General features: G+C 72.8%; 19 protein-coding genes. 6 read left to right on the top strand and 13 right to left on the bottom strand.

Annotated elements, in window-relative coordinates; genetic code table 11:
- The first annotated feature begins 38 nt into the window (after positions 1-38).
- Positions 39-1,469 (top strand): serine/threonine-protein kinase, encoded by a 1,431-nt coding sequence (locus AB0927_RS37165; RefSeq protein WP_366672258.1) that lies wholly within the window; start codon positions 39-41, stop codon positions 1,467-1,469.
- A gap of 109 nt (positions 1,470-1,578) precedes the next feature.
- Positions 1,579-2,061 (top strand): SMI1/KNR4 family protein, encoded by a 483-nt coding sequence (locus AB0927_RS37160; RefSeq protein WP_366672257.1) that lies wholly within the window; start codon positions 1,579-1,581, stop codon positions 2,059-2,061.
- A gap of 22 nt (positions 2,062-2,083) precedes the next feature.
- Here AB0927_RS37160 and AB0927_RS37155 read toward each other — a convergent pair whose 3' ends face one another.
- The 8 genes from AB0927_RS37155 to AB0927_RS37120 all read right to left on the bottom strand — a co-directional run bounded on the left by AB0927_RS37155 (position 2,084) and on the right by AB0927_RS37120 (position 13,550).
- Positions 2,084-2,902 (bottom strand): RNA methyltransferase, encoded by an 819-nt coding sequence (locus tag AB0927_RS37155; protein WP_366672256.1) that lies wholly within the window; start codon positions 2,900-2,902, stop codon positions 2,084-2,086.
- Positions 2,903-2,991: 89 nt separating this feature from the next.
- A complete protein-coding gene (cobA, locus tag AB0927_RS37150) occupies positions 2,992-4,224 on the bottom strand; it encodes a uroporphyrinogen-III C-methyltransferase (RefSeq protein ID WP_366672255.1) in 1,233 nt (410 codons plus the stop codon).
- 212 nt (positions 4,225-4,436) lie between these two features.
- Complete coding sequence (gene cobT, locus AB0927_RS37145) at positions 4,437-8,261, bottom strand: nicotinate-nucleotide--dimethylbenzimidazole phosphoribosyltransferase (RefSeq protein WP_366672254.1); 3,825 nt, start codon at positions 8,259-8,261, stop codon at positions 4,437-4,439.
- 392 nt (positions 8,262-8,653) lie between these two features.
- Positions 8,654-9,877, bottom strand: a complete 1,224-nt coding sequence (cbiE, locus tag AB0927_RS37140) for a precorrin-6y C5,15-methyltransferase (decarboxylating) subunit CbiE (RefSeq protein WP_366672253.1) — start codon at positions 9,875-9,877, stop codon at positions 8,654-8,656.
- Positions 9,878-9,990: 113 nt separating this feature from the next.
- Positions 9,991-10,629, bottom strand: coding sequence for a GNAT family N-acetyltransferase (locus AB0927_RS37135; RefSeq protein WP_366672252.1), 639 nt, complete (start codon positions 10,627-10,629; stop codon positions 9,991-9,993).
- Positions 10,630-10,822: 193 nt separating this feature from the next.
- Positions 10,823-11,653 (bottom strand): MetQ/NlpA family ABC transporter substrate-binding protein, encoded by an 831-nt coding sequence (locus AB0927_RS37130; protein ID WP_366672251.1) that lies wholly within the window; start codon positions 11,651-11,653, stop codon positions 10,823-10,825.
- Between the two features lie 119 nt (positions 11,654-11,772).
- Entirely contained in the window at positions 11,773-12,510 is a 738-nt protein-coding gene (locus AB0927_RS37125) for a methionine ABC transporter permease (RefSeq protein ID WP_366672250.1), read from the bottom strand.
- Positions 12,507-13,550, bottom strand: a complete 1,044-nt coding sequence (locus AB0927_RS37120) for an ATP-binding cassette domain-containing protein (RefSeq protein WP_366672249.1) — start codon at positions 13,548-13,550, stop codon at positions 12,507-12,509. The genes AB0927_RS37125 and AB0927_RS37120 overlap by 4 nt, the downstream gene beginning before the upstream one ends.
- Before the next feature lie 599 nt (positions 13,551-14,149).
- On the opposite strand from AB0927_RS37120, the gene AB0927_RS37115 reads away from it, so the two are divergent.
- The gene (locus tag AB0927_RS37115; RefSeq protein WP_145483871.1) at positions 14,150-14,509 is read left to right on the top strand and encodes a hypothetical protein; all 360 of its coding nucleotides are present in this window, start codon (positions 14,150-14,152) and stop codon (positions 14,507-14,509) included.
- Positions 14,510-14,511: 2 nt separating this feature from the next.
- The gene (locus AB0927_RS37110; RefSeq protein ID WP_366672248.1) at positions 14,512-14,931 is read left to right on the top strand and encodes a hypothetical protein; all 420 of its coding nucleotides are present in this window, start codon (positions 14,512-14,514) and stop codon (positions 14,929-14,931) included.
- Positions 14,932-14,944: 13 nt separating this feature from the next.
- Here AB0927_RS37110 and AB0927_RS37105 read toward each other — a convergent pair whose 3' ends face one another.
- Positions 14,945-15,442: a GNAT family N-acetyltransferase gene (locus tag AB0927_RS37105; RefSeq protein WP_366672247.1), complete on the bottom strand. Its 498-nt coding sequence runs from the start codon at positions 15,440-15,442 to the stop codon at positions 14,945-14,947.
- A 120-nt stretch (positions 15,443-15,562) separates the two neighbouring features.
- Positions 15,563-16,744 (bottom strand): glycerophosphodiester phosphodiesterase, encoded by a 1,182-nt coding sequence (locus AB0927_RS37100; RefSeq protein WP_366672245.1) that lies wholly within the window; start codon positions 16,742-16,744, stop codon positions 15,563-15,565.
- Between the two features lie 366 nt (positions 16,745-17,110).
- Between AB0927_RS37100 and AB0927_RS37095 the strand changes: the two genes are divergently transcribed.
- The gene (locus tag AB0927_RS37095; RefSeq protein ID WP_366672244.1) at positions 17,111-17,782 is read left to right on the top strand and encodes a lysophospholipid acyltransferase family protein; all 672 of its coding nucleotides are present in this window, start codon (positions 17,111-17,113) and stop codon (positions 17,780-17,782) included.
- Positions 17,783-17,929: 147 nt separating this feature from the next.
- The gene (locus tag AB0927_RS37090; RefSeq protein ID WP_366672243.1) at positions 17,930-19,585 is read left to right on the top strand and encodes a multicopper oxidase family protein; all 1,656 of its coding nucleotides are present in this window, start codon (positions 17,930-17,932) and stop codon (positions 19,583-19,585) included.
- Positions 19,586-19,600: 15 nt separating this feature from the next.
- Here the strand turns inward: AB0927_RS37090 and AB0927_RS37085 are convergent, their stop codons facing one another.
- The 3 genes from AB0927_RS37085 to AB0927_RS37075 all read right to left on the bottom strand — a co-directional run bounded on the left by AB0927_RS37085 (position 19,601) and on the right by AB0927_RS37075 (position 23,437).
- Positions 19,601-20,572, bottom strand: a complete 972-nt coding sequence (locus tag AB0927_RS37085) for an aldo/keto reductase (RefSeq protein WP_366672242.1) — start codon at positions 20,570-20,572, stop codon at positions 19,601-19,603.
- A 110-nt stretch (positions 20,573-20,682) separates the two neighbouring features.
- Positions 20,683-22,116, bottom strand: coding sequence for an argininosuccinate lyase (gene argH / locus AB0927_RS37080; RefSeq protein WP_366672241.1), 1,434 nt, complete (start codon positions 22,114-22,116; stop codon positions 20,683-20,685).
- Positions 22,117-22,240: 124 nt separating this feature from the next.
- On the bottom strand, positions 22,241-23,437 hold the full coding sequence (locus AB0927_RS37075) for an argininosuccinate synthase (RefSeq protein WP_366672240.1): 1,197 nt from the start codon (positions 23,435-23,437) through the stop codon (positions 22,241-22,243).
- Positions 23,438-23,514 lie beyond the last annotated feature (77 nt).

Raw genomic sequence — 23,514 nt, 5'->3', positions numbered from 1 at the left:
CGTAAGCTGTGCCACGTCAGAGGGACCGGGCAGCGGGGATGAACATGGCGATGATGCGCCTGAGGCGCGAGGACCCGCGCGTCGTCGGCTCGTTCAGGCTTCACCGACGGCTCGGCGCGGGCGGAATGGGCGTGGTCTACCTCGGCTCCGACAAGAAGGGGCAGCGGGTCGCCCTGAAGGTGATCCGGCCCGACCTCGCCGAGGACCAGGAGTTCCGCTCGCGTTTCGCGCGCGAGGTCTCCGCGGCCCGTCGTATCCGGGGCGGCTGCACGGCCCGGCTGGTGGCCGCCGACCTGGAGGCCGACCGCCCCTGGTTCGCCACCCAGTACGTCCCCGGGCCCTCCCTGCACGACCGGGTCGCCGAGGAGGGCGCGCTCCTCGCGGCCGACGCGGCGGCGATCGGCGCGGCCCTGTCCGAGGGCCTGGTCGCGGTGCACGAGGCAGGGGTGGTCCACCGGGACCTGAAGCCCTCCAACATCCTGCTGTCCCCCAAGGGGCCGCGGATCATCGACTTCGGCATCGCCTGGTCCACCGGCGCGTCCACCCTCACCCACGTGGGCACCGCCGTGGGTTCCCCCGGCTTCCTCGCCCCCGAGCAGGTGCGCGGCGCCGCCGTCACCCCGGCGACCGACGTCTTCTCGCTGGGCGCGACCCTGGCCTACGCCTCGACCGGCGACTCCCCCTTCGGACACGGCAGTTCGGAGGTGATGCTGTACCGGGTGGTGCACGAGGAGCCGCACCTGCACGGCGTGCCCGACGCGCTCGCCCCGCTGATCCGGGCCTGCCTGGCGAAGGACCCCGAGGACCGGCCCAGCACCCTCCAACTGTCGCTGCGGCTCAAGGAGATCGCGGCCCGCGAGGCTCAGGGCCTGACCGAGGTACGGCCGCCCGCCCCGCGCCCGGCGGAGGCGGACCGGCCCACCGGGCGGCTCGTCGACACCTACCCCGAGCCGCAGCGCGCCGCGCGCCGCCCCGCCCCGGGCACGCCGGTGCCGCGCGGCGCCTCGCCCCGCAACGGGGCGCCCTCGCGGGGCGGCGCACGCGGTGGCGGCTCCCCCTCGCGTCCGGGCGCGGCCCGGACCGGACCGGAGCAGCGTGGCAGTGGGCCGCGTTCCGGCGGCGGGAGCCGTCCCGGCACGCGCGGCGGCGCCCGGCGGCCGGCTCAGCGCACCACGAAGACCAAGCTGCGCCCCGCCAACCCCCGGCTGCTGCGGCAGCGCCTGTTCGTGTTCGTGGTGGTGACCCTCTTCGTGGCCCTCGGCATCGCCCTGGCCCAGGGCTGCCAGGGCCCGGCCCGGGGCCTCGGCGACGGTTTCGGCAGCCTGCTCGGCGGGGCCGGCGTACGGCAGTCGCAGCAGTCTCAGCCGCAGCGGGCCGACCGACCACGGACGACCGGGGACACACGGCCGTCCGCCGGCCCGCGGGGCTCCTCCTCCGCGGCGAGCGGCGCCGGAGAGTCCGGGGAGTAAGGACGCGCACGCCTGCCGGTGTCAGACGTCGACGGGTGGGTCGGCAGCCCTCCCGGTGCGGTCCGGCAAAGCTCCCCCCATGGCATCGTCCGCCTGACAGCATGGGCGGATGACCGAAGACGAGATGGTCGAGCGCCTCCGCGTCGTCGCGCGGGCGCGGGACATGCCGCCACCGGCCACACCGGAGGCTGTCGCCGAGGCGGAACGGATCATTGGGTTCCGGGTCCCCCCGCTGCTGCGGAGGCTGTATCTGGATGTCGCCAACGGAGGATTCGGGCCCGGGCGCGGTGTGCTCGGGGTCCGGGGCGGCAACTGGGACGGCGGCAATTTCCAGCACATCGCCGAGCTCTACGAACAGGGACCGGACCCGTCCGGGCGGATCCCCGCCGGCATGGTGCTGCTTTACGACTGGGGCTGCACGATCTGGTCCATGGCGGACTTCCGCGATCCGTCAGGGCCGATGTGGTGCACGCACCAAGGAGACTTCTGGCCGCAGGGCATCACGCTGGCGGAGTGGATAGCGGACACGACCGCGGGGTCCCAGAACCTTGACACGCTCCTGGCGAGCGGGCCCGCCTCCGCACGAGAGTGACCGGACGCGCTCCCCACCGGGTTCAGGACCCCGGTCGCCCCGCCGTCACCGCGTAGAAGGAGACCGCGGCCGCCGCGCCCACGTTGAGGGAGTCGACGCCGTGGGACATCGGGATGCGGACCCATTCGTCGGCGGCGGCCAGGGCCTTGGCGGAGAGGCCGTCGCCCTCGGCGCCCAGCATCAGCGCGACCCTGTCCATCGTGTGCGGGGCGGCCTCGTCCAGGCTGCGGGCCTTCTCGTCCGGGGTGAGGGCGAGCAGCGTGAAGCCGGCCTCGCGGACCTGCTCCAGGCCCTTCGGCCAGTTGTCGAGGCGGGCGTAGGGCACCGCGAACACCGCGCCCATCGACACCTTGACGCTGCGCCGGTACAGCGGGTCGGCGCAGTCGGGCGAGAGCAGGACCGCGTCCATGCCGAGGGCGGCCGCCGAGCGGAAGATGGCGCCGATGTTGGTGTGGTCGTTGACCGCTTCCATCACCACCACGCGGCGGGCGGTGCGGAGCAGTTCGGGGGCGGTCGGCAGTTGCTTGCGCCGCATGGAGGCGAGGGCGCCGCGGTGCACGTGGTAGCCGGTGACGCGCTCGGCGAGGTCCGGGCTCACGGCGTAGACGGGCGCGGGGAGTTCGTCGATGACGTCGCGCATGGCGTCGATCCACTTGGCCGAGAGCAGCATGGAGCGCATCTCGTAGCCCGCTTCCTTGGCCCGGCGGATGACCTTCTCGCCCTCGGCGATGAACAGCCCCTCGGCGGGCTCGCGCTTGCGGCGCAGCTCGACGTCGGTGAGGTCCGTGTAGTCGAAGAGGCGGGGGTCGTCGGGATCGTCGACGGTGATGAGATCGGCCACGGGGGTGTTACTGCCTTGTCCTGGGTGTGGTGCCAACGGCTGGATGGGGATGCCTTACCCGAGGTTACGCGTGTTCCGGGGGGATTCGGTCAGGCGGTCGGCGCGGGGCCTTGCCTGACGACCTCGCCGATCACGATGACCGCCGGAGGCTTCACGTCCTCGGCGCGCACGGTCTCGGCGACCGTGGCGAGGGTGGCGTCGACCCGGCGCTGCGCGGCGGTCGTGCCCTCCTGCACCAGCGCGACCGGGGTCCCCGGGGACCTGCCGTGCGTGACGAGCGTCTCGGCGATCTTCCCGATCTTGTCGACGCCCATCAGGATCACCAGTGTGCCGGTGAGCTTGGCCAGCGACGGCCAGTCGACCAGCGAACGCGCGTCGTCGGGGGCGACATGGCCGCTGACGACCGTGAACTCGTGCGCGACGCCCCGGTGGGTGACCGGGATGCCGGCCGCGCCGGGCACCGAGATGGAGCTGGAGATGCCCGGGACGACGGTGCACGGGATGCCGGCCTCGGCGAGCGCCTGGACCTCCTCCATGCCCCGGCCGAAGACGAACGGGTCGCCGCCCTTGAGCCGTACGACCGCCTTGCCCTGCTTGGCGTGTTCGATCAGCGCGTTGTTGATGGCCTCCTGGGCCATGTAACGGCCGTAGGGGATCTTCGCCGCGTCGATCACCTCAACGTGCGGCGGGAGTTCGGCGAGCAGGTCGCGCGGGCCGAGCCGGTCGGCGATGACGACGTCCGCCTCGGCGAGCAGCCGCCGGCCGCGGACCGTGATCAGGTCGGGGTCGCCCGGACCGCCGCCGACCAGGGCGACGCCGGGGGCGCGGGTGCGGTGGTGGGGGGCGACGAGGGTGCCGTCGCGCAGGCCCTCGACGACCGCGTCCCGGATGGCGGCGGTGTGCCGGGGGTCGCGGCCGCGGGCGTCCGTGGTGAGGACGGCGACGGTGACGCCCGCGCTGGTGCCGGTGGCGGGGGTCCAGGCGGTGGCCTGGTCGGCGTCGTCGGAGCGTACGCACCAGACGCGGTGGCGCTCGGCCTCGGCGGAGGCGGCGGTGTTGGCCTCGGGGTCGCTGGTGGCGATGAGGGCGTACCAGGCGTCGGCGAGGTCGCCGTCCTCGTACCGCCGTCGGTGCCAGGCGATCTCGCCCGCGTCCGCCATCGCCTCGACCGAGGGCGTCGCCTCGGGGGAGACGAGGAGGATGTCCGCACCGGCCGCTATGAGCGCGGGCAGGCGGCGCTGGGCGACCTGGCCTGCGCCGAGGACGACCACGCGGCGGCCGGCGAGGCGGAGGCCTACGGGGTAGGCGGGGTGTTCGGCCATGGGGGGCTCCTCTGGGGACGGCGGTGCGGGGCCCTGACGTGCGGATCTTACGGTGGCGGAGAGGGGAGCCGGGAGGGTTGTCCGCAGGGTGGGCGAAGCGGCCGGTGCGCGGGGCCGTGCCGGTACGGCAGGACGGCGACCGGAACCGCCCTGCCGTAACCCCTCGGTGCCTGCTTCTCAGTACCTGCTTCTCGGTGCCTGCTTCACGGGGCCTACTTCTCGGTGACGCCGGCCGAGTCGAACGTCGCCACCTCGTGCATCGCCCGCGCCGCGCTCTGCACCAGCGGCAGGGCGAGCAGCGCGCCGGTGCCCTCGCCGAGGCGCAGGTCGAGGTCGACGAGGGGGCGCAGGCCGAGCTTGTTGAGGGCGGCGACGTGGCCGGGTTCGGCGCTGCGGTGTCCGGCGATGCAGGCCGCGAGGACCTCGGGGGCGATGGCGCGGGCCACGAGGGCCGCGGCGCCGGCGCTGACGCCGTCCAGGATGACCGGCGTGCGCAGGGACGCGCCGCCGAGCAGCAGGCCGACCATGGCCGCGTGCTCGAAGCCGCCGATGGCCGCGAGGACGCCGATGGGGTCGGCCGGGTCCGGCTGGTGGAGGTCCAGGGCGCGGCGGACCACCTCGGTCTTGCGGGCCAGCGTCTCGTCGTTGATGCCGGTGCCGCGGCCGGTGACCTCGGCCGGGTCGGTGGCGGTGAAGACGGAGATCAGCGCGGCGGACGCGGTGGTGTTGGCGATGCCCATCTCGCCGGTGAGCAGCGCCTTGTTGCCGGCCGCGACCAGGTCGCGGGCGGTCTCGATGCCGACCTCGATGGCCGCCTTGGCCTCCTCGCGGCTCATCGCGGGCCCGGCGGTCATGTCGGACGTGCCGCCGCGGATCTTGCGGGGCAGCAGGCCGGGGGTGGCGGGCAGGTCGGCGGCGACGCCGACGTCCACGACGCACACCTCGGCGCCGACCTGGGCGGCGAAGGCGTTGCAGACCGCGCCCCCGCCCAGGAAGTTGGCCACCATCTGGCCGGTGACCTCCTGGGGCCAGGGGGTGACGCCCTGGGCGTGCACGCCGTGGTCGCCCGCGAAGATGGCGACGGCGGCGGGCTCCGGGATCGGCGGCGGGCACTGCCGGGACAGCCCGGACAGCTGCGCGGAGATGATCTCCAGCATGCCGAGCGCGCCGGCCGGCTTGGTCATCCGCTTCTGGCGCTCCCAGGCCTCACCGAGGGCCTTGGCGTCGAGCGGGCGGATCTGGGCGACGGTCTCGGCAAGCAGGTCGTGGGGTTCCTCTCCGGGCAGGGCACGGCGGCCGTACGTCTCTTCGTGCACCACCCAGGACAGGGGGCGTCGCTTGGACCAGCCGGCCTGCATCAGCTCGGGCTCGTCCGGGAATTCGTCGACGTACCCGACGCACAGGTAGGCGATGACCTCCAGGTGCTCGGGCAGGCCGAGGGCGCGCACCATCTCGCGCTCGTCGAAGAAGCTGACCCAGCCGACGCCGAGGCCTTCGGCGCGGGCGGCGAGCCAGAGGTTCTCGACGGCGAGCGCGGCGGAGTAAGGCGCCATCTGGGGCTGGGTGTGCCGGCCCAGGGTGTGCCGGCCGCCGCGGGTGGGGTCGGCGGTGACGACGATGTTCACGGGGGTGTCGAGGATGGCCTCGATCTTCAGTTCCTTGAACTGCTTCGCCCGGCCCTTGGGCAGCGACTTCGCGTACGCCTCACGCTGGCGCATGGCCAGTTCGTGCATGGTGCGGCGGGTCTCGGCGGACCGGATGACGACGAAGTCCCAGGGCTGCGAGTGGCCCACGGAGGGCGCGGTGTGGGCGGCCTCCAGGACGCGGAGCAGCACCTCGTGCGGGATGGGGTCGCCGCGGAAGCCGTTGCGGATGTCGCGGCGCTCGCGCATCACCTTCAGCACGGCCTCGCGCTCGGCGTCGTCGTAGCCGGGGGCGGCGGGGCCGGTGGGCTGCTGCGGCGCGGGTGCCGCCGGGGTCTCCCCCTGCTCGGCGGCGGGGGCCTGCGGGGCCTCGGGGACCTCGGGGATCTCGGCGTGCGGCACCGTCTCGGCCTCCCGGGGCGCGGGCACGGTGGCCTGCGGCGCGGGACCCTGCGCGGGCAGGACGAGGGGGTGCGGCGGGGTCGGGGCCAGGTGCGGCGTGGTCGGCACCTGTCCCTGCACCGGCACGAACTCACCGAGCGGCAGCTCGGGGTCCGGCTCCAGGGGGACACCGCCGGGCAGGGTTTCCGCGGGAGCGGAAGCGGTCTGCTCGGGGACGTCCGCCGGTACGGGGGCCTGCTGGACCGGGGCTTCGACGGACGCCGGGGTGACCTGCGGCGGTACGGGGGCGGCGGGTGCCGGGTCGGTGACACCCTGCGGGTACCCGGTCTCGGCGTCCGCGGCTGCGGCCGGCGCCGGGGCGGCCTCGGCGGGCTGCCGGGCGCCGGGGTCGAGTACGGCGGGGTCGCCCGCCGGGACGGGCTCGGCGAGGGGAGCCGCGGGGGCCTGGGGCTGCGGCTGAGGCGTGCCGGGCACGGCCTCGGCGGCCTGGGCCACGGGTTCGGCCGGCTGCGGGGCCTGGACCTGGAGAGGGGCCGGGGCGTGCGCGGCGGGAACCTCGTCGACCTCGGCCTGCTCGACCGGGACGGCGACGGGCTCGACGGGCTCGGCGGGCTCGGCGGGCTGGGTGGGCTCGGCGGGCTCCACGGCGACGGGCTCGACGGCGACGGACTCTGCCGGGGGGATCATCGGGACGGCCTCGGCGGCGACGGGCTCGACCGGCTCGGCGGCCTGCACGACCTGCACGGCGACCGGCTCGGCCGACTGGATCACCTGGACGGCCTCGGCGGGAACCGGCTCCGCCGGCTGTGCGGCCTCGGCCGCGGGCACGACGCCCTCGGGGACCTGAAGATCCAGTGCGGGCGCGAGGGAAACCTCGCCCGTGTCCGCCTCCGGGGCGACGGCGGCGACCGGCTCGGTCGCCTGGACTGCCTCGACGGCAACCGGCTCCGACGGCTGCGCGGCCTCGGCCGCGGGCACGGCGGCAGCGGGCTGCCAAGCGTCGGCCGGGACGGCGGCACCGGCCTCCGGCGCGCCTTCCGCAGGAGCCGCCTCGGTGACCCGCGCCTCCTGGACCGGCTGGCCGGGCACGCCCGCTTCGGCAACGGCCGCGACCTGGGCGTCCGGCAACTGAGCGGACTCGACGGGCTCGGCGGCGACCGGCGCGCCCTCTCCGGCCTGCGGCGTGTACACACCGTCATGGCGGTCGGCGGGCTGCGGACCGTCGTGGCCCCGCACCACCGGCTCGGGGGCGGGCGCCTGCGCGGCGGCCTGGTGGGCCAGGCGGTCCACGGCGGCCTGTGCGGCACCCTCACCCGCGGCGGCCTCCCCCGCCCCGGCGAGCGGCACGGCCGCATCCGGCACCTCGACGGCCACCGGCACGGCCTCGGCCGCCACCGGCACCTGCACAGCGGCCACCGGCACGCCCGGCACCTGGCCGGCGAGCTGACCGGTCTCCGCCACACCAGGCACCTGGCCGGCGACCGGCGCGGTCTCCACCGCGCCCGGTACCTGACCGGCGGCCGGCGCCCCCATGGCCGTACCCGCCGGAGCAGTGCCCCAGGGGGCCGCGCTCTGCGGGCCCATGTCCCTCAGCGGCTGCGCGTCGAGGTACTCGGGGCCCCGGTCGGCGAGGGAACGGACCGGACCGGCGGAGGTGTTGGGGATGGGCGGGCCGAGGTGCAGCGGGCGGCGCGGCGCCGAGGCCTCCTGCGGAGACGGGAGGCGGACGCCGTTCAGGTCCACGGAGCCCGTGTCACGGCCGGCGGCCTCGTGCGGCCCCGGCTCGTGCAGGGCCTCGACCACCGGCTCCGGTGCGGGCGGCGGCACCTCGTTGCCCCACGCGCCCTGAGCGCCCGGCAGCAGCAGGTCCTCGTCCTCGGCGGGTGCCTCGGAGAGGTAGGTGTACGCGCCGTGCGTGTGGACGCCCGGCTGCTCCACCATGCCTGCGCTCTCCGGCTGTCCCTCGCCCGGGACCTGGCCGGTGTCGGTCATGCGTACCCCTCGCCCCATCGGTTAGTGCTCCTACGACCAGCTCACCCGGAACGGCACACCGACCGCCCCATCGTGAAGAACGAGCGTCCGTGCCCAGCGGCACGAACGACTCGCCGGAAAAGGCGACAAAGCCATTCAGTGGCATTGTCCCGGTCGTTGCGCCGTCGCGACAGCATGATCCGCGACAGGCCGCTGTGGACTGCGCCACGTTGCGCGTCCACCGGTTCGCCGTACCACACCCACCCCAAAACGGGCGTGCGTTCCGGACATTGGCGAACGAAGTTCCGGGCCGCCGGTGCGGTACAACGATCGGCCAGCCTACCGCGCGCGGTACGACTACCGGATCACGGGTTGCGATCCGGCGGTGCCGCCCGCCGCCCGGCCACCGCTCCTCAGCGAGGCGCTTCGCGCCCCGGCAGTTCCCCTGTGAGCAGGAACACCACGTTCCGCTCGGTCTCCCGCCAGGCGCGCGTGTCGAGTTCGACGGACTGGAGCAGGGCGCACTCCACGCGGTATCCGTGCTCGGTCAGGTCGCGGCCGACGAGTTCGGCCGCGTCGCGGGTCGCCGCGTGGGTCACGATGCGCTGCGGACGCCGGTCGGCGACCGCCGAGACCACGGCCGCTCCCCCGCCGCCGACCCGGACCACGTCGGGTTCGGGCAGGTCCTCCAGGACGTGCGGGGCACCGCCGTGCACCACTTGGAGCTGGACGCCGTAGCGGCGGGCGGCGCCGTCGGTGCGGGCGCAGGCGGCCGGGTCGTGGTCGACGGCGATGACGGCGGCGCCGGCGCGCGCCGCCTCGGTGGCGAACGCGCCGGAGCCGCAGCCGATGTCCCAGACGAGGTCGCCGGCCCGGGGCCCGAGGCGGGCGAGCTGGGCGGCGCGCAGCAGTTGGGTCTCGCCCTCGCCGAGGGCGGTGCCGTCGCCGTACGCCTCGTCGGGCTGGACCCAGCCGCGCGGGCCCGTGCCCGGGTCGCGGCCGGCGATCCAGCCGCCGTCCTCCGCGGCGCTCACCGGGCCGCCGATGACGATGACGACGTTGGGGTCGCGCCAGGTGTGGTCGGCGGCCTTGTCGGAGGTGACGACGGAGACCTGTTCGCGTGCGGTGCCCAGTTCCTCGCAGATGACGAACGTGCGGTGGACGCCGGCGAGGAGCAGGCCGAGTTCGGCGGGGCCCGCGCCCGGTGAGGTGAGGACGGCCACCTTGGCGTGGGCACGGCAGACGTTCACGGCCCGGCGCAGGGTGCGCGGGTGGGCGACGACGACCTGGGCGTCGTCCCAGGGCATGCCGGCCCGGGCGAAGGCGGTGGCGACGGAGGAGACGGCGGGGACGACCTCCACCTCCAGGCCGAACTCCGGTGCGCGCAGGGTGCGTACGACGCCGAAGAAGCCGGGGTCGCCGTCGGCGAGCACGACCGCGGTGCCGCGGTGGGCCGCGATGCGGCGGGCGGCGAGCGCGACGCTGCCGAGGCGGATGCGTTCGGCGGCGGGCGGGATCTCGGGCAGTGCCAGATGGTGGGCCGCGCCTGCCACGAGGGTGGAGGCGCCGAGCGCGGAGCGTGCCGCGGCGGTCAGCGGCGAGCCGTCCCAGCCGATCACCGTGACCCGGTCGGCCATCGTCGTCCATCTCCAGGTTTTCGCAGGTCGTCAGGGGTACAGGGCCCGTGGGCGCACTCCGTGAGGGTACCCGCCCCCGCCGTACCGCCGACGAGGGGCCAGGGCGGGTGGCGTCAGTTCCAGTCGGCGTACGACGTGAAGCCGTCGGCGTCGGAGAGCTGATCGTCGGCGCCCTCCAGGTCCTCCGGCAGCAGGCTCCACACGATGAAGTCGGTGCGCAGGTCGGTCCAGCCGCCGTCCTCGGTGCGCACATGGACTATGCAGGCGTTGCGCAGCACGCCCTCGCTGATGCAGCCGATCTTCTGGGCGACCTGCTGGGAGGCGGTGTTGTCGGCGGCGGTGCGCAGTTCGATGCGCTCGAAGCGCTGGTCGCCGAAGAGCCAGCGGGCGGCGGCGAGCGCGGCCTCGGAGGCGTAGCCCTCGCCGCGGGCCCAGGGGGCGACGATGTACGACAGTTCGGTGGCGCGGATGTGCCAGTTGGTCTTGGAAAGCTGGACGATGCCGACCAGGCGCTGGGTGAGGAACTCGGTGACGGCGAGGTCGAGACCGCGGCCCGCGGCGCGCTCGGCGGGCGCGTACTCGGTGATCCAGCGCCGGGCGCCGTCCTCGGTGAACGGCTGGGGCACGTCGGTCCAGGCGGCGACCTGCTCGTCGTTCATCATCTCGGCCAGGGCCGGCACGTCGTCCTCGTCGAGGGGGCGCAGCACCAACCGCTCCGTGCTGATGGAGATGTTGGGGAAGGTGCTCGTCATGCGCCGCTCCGTAACCTTCGGAAGAACTCTCGTGACATCAGGGCCGTGACACGGGCCTGCTGAACTGCCCAGCATGCAGCATGAAACCACCGAACCGCACGACGGGGTCCACACCCGGTGAGGGAGTGGACCCCGTGGGTCGCGACGCGGTGCGTGCCGGTGGCCGGATCGCGGGCGGGTGCCCGCGGGCCGGTCAGAAGGACGGGATGACCGAGCCCTGGTACTTGTCCTCGATGAACTTCTTGACCTCGGGCGAGGTGAGGAGCTTGGCGAGCTTCTTCACCCGCGGGTCGTTCTCGTTGCCCTTCTTGACGACGAGGAGGTTCACGTAGGGGTTGTTCTCCGCCTTCTCCAGGAGGATGGCGTCCTTGGCGGGCTTCAGGCCCGCGGAGATGGCGTAGTTGCCGTTGATGACCGCCGCGTCCACGTCGTCCAGGGAGCGCGGGGTCTGGGCCGCCTCGACCTCCTTGAACCGCAGGTGCTTGGGGTTCTGGGCGATGTCCTCGGGGGTGGCCTGGGCAGCGGCGCCGGACTTGAGGGTGATGAGCCCGTTGTCGACGAGCAGCTTCAGGGCGCGGGACTCGTTGTCGGCGTCGTTGGGGACGGCGATGGTCGCACCGTTCTTGAGGTCGCCGGCCTTCTTGACCTTGTGGGAGTAGAGGCCGAGCGGCTCCAGGTGGACGCCGGCGACGGACACGAGGTGGGTGCCGCGCTTCTTGTTGAAGTCGTCCAGGTACGGCTTGGTCTGGAAGTAGTTGGCGTCCACCGAGCCGTCCTCGGTCGCCGTGTTCGGCGTGATGTAGTCGGTGAACTCCTTGACCTGGAGGTCGAGTCCGGCCTTCTTCGCGAGGTTCTTCTCGACGAAGTCCAGGACCTCGGCGTGCGGCACCGGGGTGGCGGCGACGACGAGCGGGCCGGTGTGGTCCTGGGAGGCGGAGGAGTCGCCGGAGCCGCAGGCGGTCAGCCCGAAGGTGAGGGCTCCGGCGGCGAGGACGGCGGTGGTGAGCTTGGCGGTGTTACGCACGAAAAGTGCCTTTCCTTATGGGTGGTGCGACCCCGTGAGGGTGACGGGGAGTCTGGGGGGGGGAGCTGCGCGGAAACGTTTATGCGGCCTGGCCGACGGTCACGCGGCCCGGCCGACGGTCACGCGACCTTGTCGACGTCCGCCGCCTCCGGCCCCTTCGCCTTCAGCAGCCGGAGCCTGGGCGCGGGGCCGGAGCGGCCGCCGCGGCCGTGCAGGGCGCGGGCCGCGAAGTCGCCGGCGAACTGGATGAGGGAGATGACGACGGCGAGGATCGCGACGGTGATCCACATCAGCCCGGTCTCGAAGCGCTGGTAGCCGTAGCGGACGGCGAGGTCGCCGAGACCGCCGCCGCCGACCGTGCCGGCCATGGCGGAGTAGCCGATGAGGGCGATGACCGTGGTGGTGGTGCTGGCGATCAGGGAGGGCAGGGACTCCGGCACGAGCACCTTGCGGACGATGGTCCAGGTGTTGCCGCCCATGGACTGCACGGCCTCCACGAGCCCGTGGTCCACCTCGCGGACGGCCGTCTCGACCAGCCGGGCGAAGAACGGGATGCCGCCGATGGCGAGCGGCACCACCGCGGCGGCCGTACCGATCGTCGTCCCGGTGACCCAGCGGGTGAAGCTCATCAGGGCGACCATCAGGATGATGAACGGCAGGGAGCGGCCGACGTTCACTATCTGGCCGATCACCTTGTTGGCGACGATGTTCTGCAGCAGGCCCCCGCGGTCCGTGAGGACGAGGAGCAGGCCGAGCGGGAGGCCCACGACGACGGCGATCACGGTGGACCAGAACACCATGGCGAACGTCTCGGAACAGGCCTGCGAGAGCAGGGGCTGCGTCTCGGACCAGGTCACTTGGCACCGTCCTTCACCAGCACGGGCTCCTCGCCCACGACGTCGATCTGGAGCCCCTGCTCGCGCAGGAAGCCGATGGGCACCACGTTGTCCTCGTAGCGGCCCGGCAACTCGATGCGCATCCGGCCGATCTGGAGGCCGCCGACGGTGTCGATGGCGGCGCCCAGGATCGAGATGTCGATGTTGTAGGTGCGCGAGAGCTGGGAGATGACCGGCTGGGTCGCGGCCTCGCCGTGGAAGGTGACGTCGACGACGGTGCGTTCCGCGTCCGTGCGCTCGCCGCTCACCGGGAACAGGGCGGCGGCCAGCTGGGAGCCGGGGGTCGCCAGCAGCTCGCTGACCGTGCCGGACTCCACGATCCGGCCCTTCTCCATCAGGGCGGCGGAGTCGCAGATCGACTTGACCACGTCCATCTCGTGGGTGATGAGCAGGACGGTGAGGCCGAGCTGCCGGTTCAGGTCGCGCAGCAGCTGGAGGATGGAGCGGGTGGTCTCCGGGTCGAGGGCGCTGGTGGCCTCGTCGGACAGCAGCACCTTGGGGTCGCCGGCCAGGGCGCGGGCGATGCCGACGCGCTGCTTCTGGCCGCCGGAGAGCTGGGCGGGGTAGGCCTTGGCCTTGTCGGCGAGGCCGACCAGGTCCAGCAGCCCCAGCGCCTTGCGGGAACGTTCCTTCCCGGAGACGCCGAGGATTTCCAGGGGCAGCTCGACGTTGTCCTGCACGGTCCGCGAGGACAGCAGGTTGAAGTGCTGGAAGACCATGCCGATCCGGCTGCGCGCCTGGCGCAGTTCCCGGCCGGCGCGCGGGCCGCGGCCGGCCAGGGCCGTGAGGTCCCGCCCGGCGACGGTCACGGTGCCGGAGGTGGGGCGCTCCAGCAGGTTGACGCAGCGGATGAGCGAGGACTTGCCGGCGCCGGACTGCCCGATGACGCCGTAGACCTCGCCTTCGCGGACGTGGAGGTCGACGCCGTCGAGGGCGGTGACCTCGCGGCCGCGGGAGCCGCCGGCCCGGTAGATTTTGGTCAGGCCCGATGTGGTGATCACAGGATGTCCATCACTGTCGAGTGCGCGGGCGCGGGGGTGCGCCCGGCACGGGTGCGTTGCGTGCGTTCGTCGGGGCGCGGCACGGTTCTCGCGTGGCGGTGAGGCGGGGAGAACGGCGTGTGCGCGGGCGGCCCTCGGGGTCACACACACCCGGTCACGGGCGCGGGACAGGCCGCGGCTCTCGCTTCGGGGCGCGAGGCTCGGATGGTGCGGGGGCCCTCTAGAAGGCGCACATTCGCCACGGACACGCACAAACAGCACCGGGCGTCATGGTCGCCTCGGTCGCAGGGATGCGGCTGTTCGTCGTGGTCATGCGGCCCAGTAAAGCAGACGCCCGCCGAATACCGGTGACCACTGTCCGCATAGTGGACAGTGGCGGACACCGGTGGCGGGGCCCGGCCGCGGACGGCGGTCCCCGCTCCCCCGCCGGTGGCCAGCGCGCGCAAGGCCGCGAGGTCGTCCCCGACGAGGCCGGCCGGGTTCCCCGGCGCGGCCGGCTGTGGCCAACGCCACGGTCCGCCCGCGTCCCGGACCTCGACCCTACGGCGTACGGCGGGGTCGGCGGCGGTGACCCGTTTCCGCCGTAATAAGGTCACCGCATGCTCACTGTCCTGACGCTGGTGACCGGGGTCGCCGCGCTACTGCTCGCCGCATGGTGCGGCTGGGCCGCCTATCGTGACCAGCCGACGAAGGACTGGCACTTCATCGGCATGGCCGTGGTGTCGCTGCTGGCCGTGATCCAGCTGGTGATCGGGATCGTGCAGCTTGCCCGGGGCGAGAAGCCGGAGCAGGGGACCGCGATCTTCGTGGCGTATCTGCTGGGCGCGTTCGCGTGCGTCCCGGCCGCGGGGTTCATGTCGCTGGCCGAGCGGACCCGGTGGGGTTCGGTGACGGCGGCGGCGGGCGGTGTGGTGCTGGCCGTGTTGCAGGTCCGGCTCTTCGACATCTGGGGAGGCTGAGGATGACGACCGTCGAGGAGAAGCCGGCCCGGTTGATCAGCGGGCCGGGCATGCTGCTCGTGTGGTTCTACGGCGTGATGGTCGTCGGGGCGCTGTCGCGTTCCGTGTACCAGATCGCGACGGACTTCCAGCGGGCGCCGCTGGCGTACTCGCTGTCCGCCGTCGCCGGGGTGGTGTACGCGTTCATCACGTACACCCTCGTGCGGGGCGGGGAGACGGCGCGGCGGGCGGCGATGGTCTGCTGCGGCGTGGAGCTGGCCGGGGTGCTGCTGGTGGGGACGTGGACGCTGGTCGACAGCGCCGCGTTCCCCGACGCCACGGTGTGGTCGTACTACGGGATGGAGTACATCTTCATTCCCGTGCTGCTCCCCGTCTCCGCGATGTACTGGCTGCGGCGGACGCGGGCGCGGCGGACCGCCTGACGCGCCGCGCCGGTCACGCCGTGGTCGCGTAGGTGGCCGCGGGCTTCTCCAGGACGATCAGGTCCACCCCGTCCGTTCCCTTGGCGCGGCCCACCGCCTCGTAGCCGACCCGGCGGTAGAGGCGGAGGTTGCCCTCGCTGCGGTGGCCGGTCTCCAGGCGGAAGCGGGTGGCGCCGCGTTCCCCGGCCAGGGCGGCCTCGGCGGCGCGCAGCAGGCGGGCGCCGATGCCGTGGCCCTGGAGCCGGGGGTGGACGCAGAGCCGGGCGATGGCGGCGGCGCCGTCCTCGGTGACCTTGCCGCGGACGGCACCGACCACCTCGTCGCCGAGCCGGGCGACGAAGACGCAGTCGACGACGACCTCCCGGCGGACGGCGTCGAGAGTCTCGACGAGCGGGTCGATGCGGTAGTTGCCGTAGAGCTGCGCCTCGCTCTGAAAGCACAGGTACTGGAGGCGGAAGATCTCCTCCGCGTCCTGTTCGGTCGCCACCGAGATGGTCACGCTCATGCCCATGTGCGCATGCCTCCCGCTCACCTGATCATCTGTCGTCCCCCACACTCCTATCCCCGCGCTCGGCCGGAAGCAATCGCCGTCGCGCGGGGACGTCCTGTGAGATAGCCAACTCCGCGCGGGTCAGCGCAGGAAGTCGGCGCGGGCGAGGAGGCCGGTGTCGGCGTTGTCGGTGAAGACGCCGTCGATGCCGGTCGCGAAGTACGCCTGGAAGGCGCCGAAGGGGTCGCCGTAGCCGTCGGCCGCGCCGCCCTTGCGGAACTCGGCGGGCAGGAAGGGGTTCTCGTTGCGCATGGTGTAGGGGTGCAGGATCAGGCCGACCCGGTGCGCGTCGGCGACCAGGGTGGAGGGCTCGGCCAGGGTGCCGTCCGCCTTCCTCGGGATGACCAGGTCCAGGGTGGGGCCGATGCCCTGGGCGTAACCGGCGATCTCCCGCAGGCCCTTGGGCGTGATCAGGTCGGCGACCGTGCGCGGGTCGCCCGCCTCCACGAAGTCGTAGGGGCGGCTGTCGGCCGTGGACAGCAGCACCACGAGCGGGTTGTCGACCAACTGGTTCAGCCGCTGGATGCTGGTGGGCTCGAACGACTGGAGGATGACCGGGGAGTCGCGGTCGGCCTTGCCGTACTTGCGCAGCAGTTTGGCCACCCGCTCCTCCAGGGGCAGGCCCAGCTTGCGGAAGTAGGTGGGGTGCTTGGTCTCGGGGTAGATCCAGACCTGCTTGCCGCGCTTGCGGGTCTGCTCGTCCTGCCAGCGCAGGACTTCCTCGAAGGCCGGGATCTCCCAGCGGCCGTTGTAGAGGGTGTTGTGCGGGCGGTTGGCCGGGATGCGCTCGATCGCGCGCAGCGTCTTCAGCTCGGCGAGGGTGAAGTCCTCGGTGAACCAGCCGGTGGTGGGCACTCCGTCGAGCACCTTGGTGGTCTTCCGGTCGGCGAACTCGGGGTGGTCCGCGACATCGGTGGTGCCGCCGATCTCCGGTTCGTGCCGGCAGACGAGGTGGCCGTCCTTGGTGGGGCAGAGGTCGCCGGCCTCCACGATGTCGGCGCCGAAGTCGAGGGCCAGCTCGTAGGAGCCGAAGGTGTGCTCGGGGCGGTAGCCGCTGGCGCCGCGGTGGCCGATGACGGTCGGCACCGGCAGGCCCTTGAGCCCGCGCGCGGTGCGCCCCGGCGCCGGGGCCTCGGCGGCCCTGGCCGTGCCGGACAGTCCGAGGACCGCCCCGCCCGCGCCCAGCATCGCGGCGCCGAGGAGCGCCCGCCGTCCCGTGACCTGCTTCGGTGGCTGCGTCTCGTCGGTTCGCTCGGTTCCCATGGCGGCCTCCTGCCGTCTGCTGTCTTCTTCTGTCTTCGTTCTGTCTTCGCTGATCAGTCCGAGTGATCGTAGGGGTGCGTACATGACAGAAGGACGGCTTCGCGTCGAACTCCGGGGTGACGGCGGATGGCCCGTGCGTGCGGGCGGGTGACGGGCCCTCGCGTACGGCGCCGGGCCCGCGATGTCCGTCACATCGGCACCAGGGCGGCACACGCCGTCCGCCGCGCGTCACCGCAGGTAAACCCGCGTCAACACTTCGTAAGACCTCGGTGAACCGGCCGTACCCGATGTGCGTTCGCGCCCGAGCCGCGAGTAATGTCCTCACCTGCACAGACTCATATCGCTCCCCTGACATCGGAGGACCCGTTGTCCCGCTTCCGCCTCATCAAGGCAGTGCTCGGACCGATCATGCGCCTGATGTTCCGCCCACAGGTGGAGGGCGTGGAGCACATTCCCGGGGACGGCCCGGTGATTCTGGCCGGAAATCACCTCACCTTCATCGACTCGATCGTGCTGCCGGTGGTCACGAAGCGTCAGGTGCTCTTCATCGGCAAGGACGAGTACGTCACCGGCAAGGGCTTCAAGGGCCGGCTGATGGCGTGGTTCTTCACCGGCGTCGGCATGATCCCGGTGGACCGGGACGGCGCGAACGGCGGTGTGGCGGCGCTGATGACGGGGCGGCGGGTCCTGGAGGAGGGGAAGGTCTTCGGGATCTACCCGGAGGGCACCCGGTCCCCCGACGGCCGCCTCTACCGGGGGCGCACGGGCATCGCCCGGCTGACCCTGATGACCGGTGCGCCGGTGGTGCCGTTCGCCATGATCGGCACCGACAAGCTCCAGCCCGGCGGCAACGGCATCCCGCGGCCCGGCAAGGTCACCGTCCGGTTCGGCCCGGCGATGGAGTTCTCCCGCTACGACGGCATGGACCGCGACCGCTATGTGCTGCGGGCCGTCACCGACTCCGTGATGGCCGAGGTCATGCGGCTGTCCGGGCAGGAGTACGTCGACATGTACGCCACCAAGGCGAAGGCCGCCTGAGCCGCACGAGCGGATGGACGTGGGCCGTTCCGGTCGCACCGGGGCGGCCCGCGTTCGGCTGTCTGCCGGTGTGAATCTCCCCCCGGGACACGGGCATTCGGCCTACGCCCCCGCGCAGATGATCCACCGAACATGTCTGATGCAGACATGGATACACCTTCGCGGCGAACCCTCCTCCGTGTCCCTCTCGCAGCCGCCGGCGCGGGCTTCCTGGCGGCCTGCGGCTCCGGTTCAGGGCCCGAGAGCCGCTCCGGTCCCCACCACGCGGACACCGGCCCCCTCGGGGCGGGCGTCGGGGGGAACTTCGTGCCGGCGGGGCCCAAGGGGTACGTCAACCCGTCGGACCCGGAGGTCCTCGCCGCCGAACGCAGGCGGGGGGCGGGCCGCGTCCGCACCTACCGGTTCACCGCCGCGGAGGCCAAGCTCGACCTGGGCGGGCGCTCCGTGCGCACCTGGGCGTACGACGACACCGTGCCGGGGCCGCTGGTCCGGGTCACCGCGGGCGACGTCCTCGACCTGACGCTCGCCAACCGGCTGCCGACCACCACCACCCTGCACTCCCACGGGGTGCGGCTGCGCTGCGACATGGACGGCGTCCCGGACCTGACCCAGCGGCCCGTGCCCACCGGCAGGGACTTCCGCTACCGGTTCACCGTGAAGCACCCCGGCACGTATCTGCTCCACTCCCACGTCGGGATGCAGCCCGACCGCGCCCTGTACGCGCCGCTCGTGGTGGACGACCCCAAGGAGACGCTCGCCTACGACAAGGAGTGGATCGTCGTCCTGGACGACTGGCTCGACGGCGTGGACGGCTCCACCCCCGACGGCGTGCTCGAACAGCTCAAGCCGGGCGGTTCCGGGATGGCCGGCATGGGCATGGGCCCCGAGCACCCGCACCCGAGCGGGAGCCCGGGCAAGCCGGCCAAGGCGAAGTCGTCACCGTCCGCGAAGGCCCATGGCGGCCCCGACCGGGTGCTGCGCGACTCCCACAGCCGCATGCTGCACGGCGACGGCGGCAGCGTCGACTACCCGTACTACCTCGCCAACGGCCGACTGCCGCACAACCCCTCGGAGTTCCGCTGCCGTCCCGGTGAGCGCATCCGGCTGCGCTTCGTCAACGCGGGCTCGGAGACGGCCTTCCGGGTCTCGCTCGGCGGCCACTCCATGACGGTCACGCACACCGACGGTTACCCGGTGCGGCACACGGAGACCGACGCCCTGCTGATCGGGATGTCCGAGCGGTACGACGTGCTGGTGACCGCCAAGGACGGCTGCTTCCCGCTCGTCGCGCTCGCCGAGGGCAAGAAGGGCAACGCGCTCGCCGTCCTGCGCACCGACAAGGGGAAAAACCTTCCCGCACCGGATGTCCGCCCCCGGGAACTGGACGGCGAGTGCGTGCCCGCGCGGCGGCTGGAACCGGCCGACTCGGTGGCCCTGTCCGACCGGCATCCCGACCGCCAGCTCCGCATCCGGATCACCGGCGGGATGCGGCGGTTCGACTGGGGGTTCGACCACAAGCCGTACGACGTGCGGCAGCGGCACGAGATCCACGCCGGGGAGCGGGTGCGGCTCACGCTCATCAACGCGACGGACATGTGGCACCCGATGCATCTGCACGGGCACACGTTCGCGATGACGGGGCTGGACGCGGTGGGGGCGCGCAAGGACACGGCGCTGGTGCTGCCGCACCGCAAGCTGGTGGTCGAGTTCGACGCGGACAACCCGGGGCTGTGGATGCTGCACTGCCACAACCAGTACCACTCGGAGAGCGGGATGATGACGGTGCTCGGCTACAAGCGGTGAGGGCGAGCGCGCTCCTCAGTGCCAGGGCAGTTGCCCGCGCCGCTCCCAGTAGGCGCCCGGGTCCTCCGTGAGCGTGGCGAGGCGGGTCATCCGCTCGTCGTCCAGGTCGACGGCGGGGGCGTGCAGGTTGGACGCGAGCTGGGTGAGGGTGGCGGCGCCGGAGAGGACGACGCCCACCCAGGGCCGGCGCAGGATCCACGCGAGGGCGACGGCGTCACAGCCGAGTCCCGCCTCCGCGGCGACCGACTTCAGCGCCTCGGGGGCGTTCGGACCGGCGAGCCGGCCGTTCGCCATGCCCTCCTTGACGATCACGGTCAGCCCGGCGTCGTGGGCCTCGGCGAGGGCCGGGGCGGCCGAGTGCTCCAGGATGTTGTACGTCGACTGGACGGTACGGAAGAGGGGTTCGCCGTCGACCGTCACCGCGAGGGCGGCCCGGACGGTGTCCGCCTGCCGGGGGCCGCTGGTGGAGAAGCCGATGGTCAGGCCCCCGGCGGCGGCCTCCGCGAGCCTCGCGTGCAGTTCCTTGTCGGTGAGGGCCGGGCTGTCCGGGGTGAGCGAGTGGATCTGGTAGAGGTCGAGCCGCTCGCCGAGCAGGGCGTCGGTCTCGGCGCGCTGCCGCTCGTACGTCGCCAGGCCGTGGTCCTTGACCTCGTGCCGCTCGGCGTCGGTGGACCAGTCGGCGGTGTAGGTGTAGCCCCACTTGCTGCCGACGACCACGTCATCGAGGCCGGGGTTCGCGTCCAGCCACTGGGCGAGGAACTCCTCCGAACGGCCGTAGGAGCGGGCGACGTCGAAGTAGCGGACGCCCTGGGCGTAGGCGGCGTCGAGGAGTTCGTGGGTGCGGGTGCGCAGGGCGTCGACGCTCCGCTCCGCTCCGAGGTCCTCGTCCCGGCCGAGGTTGATGTAGCCGGGGCGGCCGACCGCGGCCAGGCCGAGGCCGAGGTGGCAGGTCGCGGTGGTGGCGTGGGCGAGGCGGGCGAAGGGCATCGCGGGCTCCGTTCGGTCGGTCTGGCTCCCGACCAACGTAACCCGTGATGCCCTTCGCACCCGCCTGGCAGCGCGTACGGGCGCTGACGCGCGGCTTCGCGCGGCGTCCGTCAGTTCCGCTTCTTCGCGTCGGCCCACGTGTGCTGCTCGGCCACGTCCGCCTTCACCTCGGCCAGTTGCACCGCCACCGCGCTCGGGGCGGTGCCGCCGCGGCCGTTGCGGGAGGCCAGGGCGCCGGGGACGTTGAGGACCGTACGGACCTCGGGGGTGAGGTGGGCGGAGATCCCGGCGAACTGCTCGTCCGTCAGTTCGTCCAGCTCCTTGCCCTCGGCCTCGGCGACCTTGACGCACTCGCCCGCGACCTCGTGGGCCACCCGGAAGGGGACGCCCTGGCGGACCAGCCACTCGGCGATGTCGGTGGCCAGGGAGAAGCCGGCCGGGGCCAGTTCCTCCATGCGGTCGCGGTGGACGGTGAGGGTGGCCATCATGCCGGTGAAGGCGGGCAGCAGGATCTCCAGCTGGTCGCAGGAGTCGAAGACCGGCTCCTTGTCCTCCTGGAGGTCGCGGTTGTAGGCGAGGGGCAGGGCCTTGAGCGTCGCCATGAGACCCGTCAGGTTGCCGATCAGGCGGCCGGACTTGCCCCGGGCCAGCTCCGCGATGTCCGGGTTCTTCTTCTGCGGCATGATCGAGGAGCCGGTGGAGAACGCGTCGTGGAGGGTGACGAAGGAGAACTCCTTCGTGTTCCAGATGATGATCTCCTCGGCGATCCGGGAGAGGTTGACGCCGATCATCGCGGTGATGAAGGCGAACTCGGCGACGAAGTCCCGGGAGGCGGTGCCGTCGATGGAGTTGGCGGCGCTGCCGTGTTCGAACCCGAGGTCCGCGGCCACCGCCTCCGGGTCCAGGCCCAGGGAGGAGCCCGCGAGGGCGCCCGAGCCGTAGGGCGACACCGCGGTGCGCGCGTCCCACTGGCGCAGCCGCTCCGCGTCCCGGGACAGGGACTGGACGTGGGCGAGGACGTGGTGGGCGAAGAGCACCGGCTGGGCGTGCTGGAGGTGGGTGCGGCCGGGCATCGCCACGTCCGGGTGGGCCTCGGCCAGCGCGATCAGGGCGTCCTGGAGGTCGGCGATCAGGCCGCCGATGATCCGGGCGTGGTCCCTGAGGTACATCCGGAAGAGGGTGGCCACCTGGTCGTTGCGCGACCGGCCGGCGCGGAGCTTGCCGCCCAGGTCGGGGCCGAGGCGCTCCAGCAGGCCGCGCTCCAGGGCGGTGTGCACGTCCTCGTCGGCGATGGTGCCGGTGAAGGAGCCGTCGGCGACGTCCGCCTCCAGCCGGTCGAGTCCGGCGATCATGCGGGTCAGCTCGTCCTCGGTGAGGAGCCCGGCCTTGTGCAGCACCCGCGCGTGGGCACGCGAGCCGGCGATGTCGTAGGGCGCGAGCCGCCAGTCGAAGTGGACGGACGCGGACAGCTTCGCCAGGGCCTCGGCGGGACCGTCGGCGAAACGGCCGCCCCAGAGCCGTACGTCACCGCTGTTGCTGCTCACTGCGTTGCTCCTCGGAAGTGTCTCTGTGCGACCGCCTCCCCACCCTTGCAGGTGAGGAGGCGGCTGTCAGGCTGATGCGTGCGAGGTGAACCCGTACGGGGTTCACGCCGGGTCTGCGTGCGGGTCAGCCCGCGAGGTCCCGGCGCGCGGCGATCTTCGACGACAGGCTGTAGATGTCGATGAAGCCCTTGGCCGCCGCCTGGTCGAAGGTGTCGCCGGTGTCGTAGGTGGCGAGGTTGAAGTCGTACAGGGACGACTCGGAGCGCCGGCCGGTGACGACCGCGCGGCCGCCGTGCAGGGTCATCCGGATGTCGCCGGTCACGTGCTGGTTGGCCTCGTTGACGAAGCCGTCCAGGGCGCGCTTGAGCGGGGAGAACCACTGGCCGTCGTAGACCAGCTCGCCCCAGCGCTGCTCGACCTGGCGCTTGTAGCGGGCCAGCTCGCGCTCGACCGTGACGTTCTCCAGCTCCTGGTGGGCGGTGATCAGGGCGATCGCGCCGGGGGCCTCGTAGACCTCGCGGGACTTGATGCCGACCAGGCGGTCCTCGACCATGTCGATGCGGCCGATGCCCTGGGCGCCCGCGCGCTCGTTGAGCTGCTGGATGGCCTGGAGGACGGTGACGGGCTTGCCGTCGATCGCGACCGGGACGCCCTGCTCGAAGCTGATGACGACCTCGTCGGCCTCGCGCGGGGTGGCGGGGTTGGAGGTGTACTCGTAGATGTCCTCGATCGGGGCGTTCCAGATGTCCTCCAGGAAGCCCGTCTCGACGGCGCGTCCGAAGACGTTCTGGTCGATGGAGTACGGGGACTTCTTGGTGGTGGCGATCGGGAGCTGCTTGGCCTCGCAGAAGGCGATCGCCTTGTCCCGGGTCATCGCGTAGTCGCGGACCGGGGCGATGCACTTCAGGTCGGGGGCGAGGGCGACGATGCCGGCCTCGAAGCGGACCTGGTCGTTGCCCTTGCCGGTGCAGCCGTGGGCGACCGTGGTGGCGCCGTGCTTCTGGGCGGCGGCGACGAGGTGCTTGACGATCGTGGGCCGGGAGAGGGCGGAGACCAGCGGGTAGCGGTCCATGTACAGGGCGTTGGCCTTGATCGCCGGGAGGCAGTACTCGTCGGCGAACTCGTCCTTCGCATCGGCGACCTCGGCCTCGACCGCGCCGCACGCGAGGGCGCGCTTGCGGATGACGTCCAGGTCCTCGCCGCCCTGGCCGACGTCGACCGCAACGGCGATGACCTCGGCGCCCGTCTCCTCGGCGATCCAGCCGATGGCGACGGAGGTGTCCAGACCGCCTGAGTAGGCGAGTACGACGCGCTCGGTCACGGGTTTCTCCTCACAGTGCATTTGCTGACATGCATGAGTATGCAGAACTCTGCATGATTCGTCAATCGCCTCTCCGG

Origin of the sequence: Streptomyces sp. NPDC048106 (assembly GCF_040706415.1) — a bacterium.
Taxonomy (GTDB): Bacteria; Actinomycetota; Actinomycetes; order Streptomycetales; family Streptomycetaceae; genus Streptomyces.
Note: the sequence above shows the minus strand (reverse complement) of the source record. Positions and strands in the feature narration are given on the sequence as shown.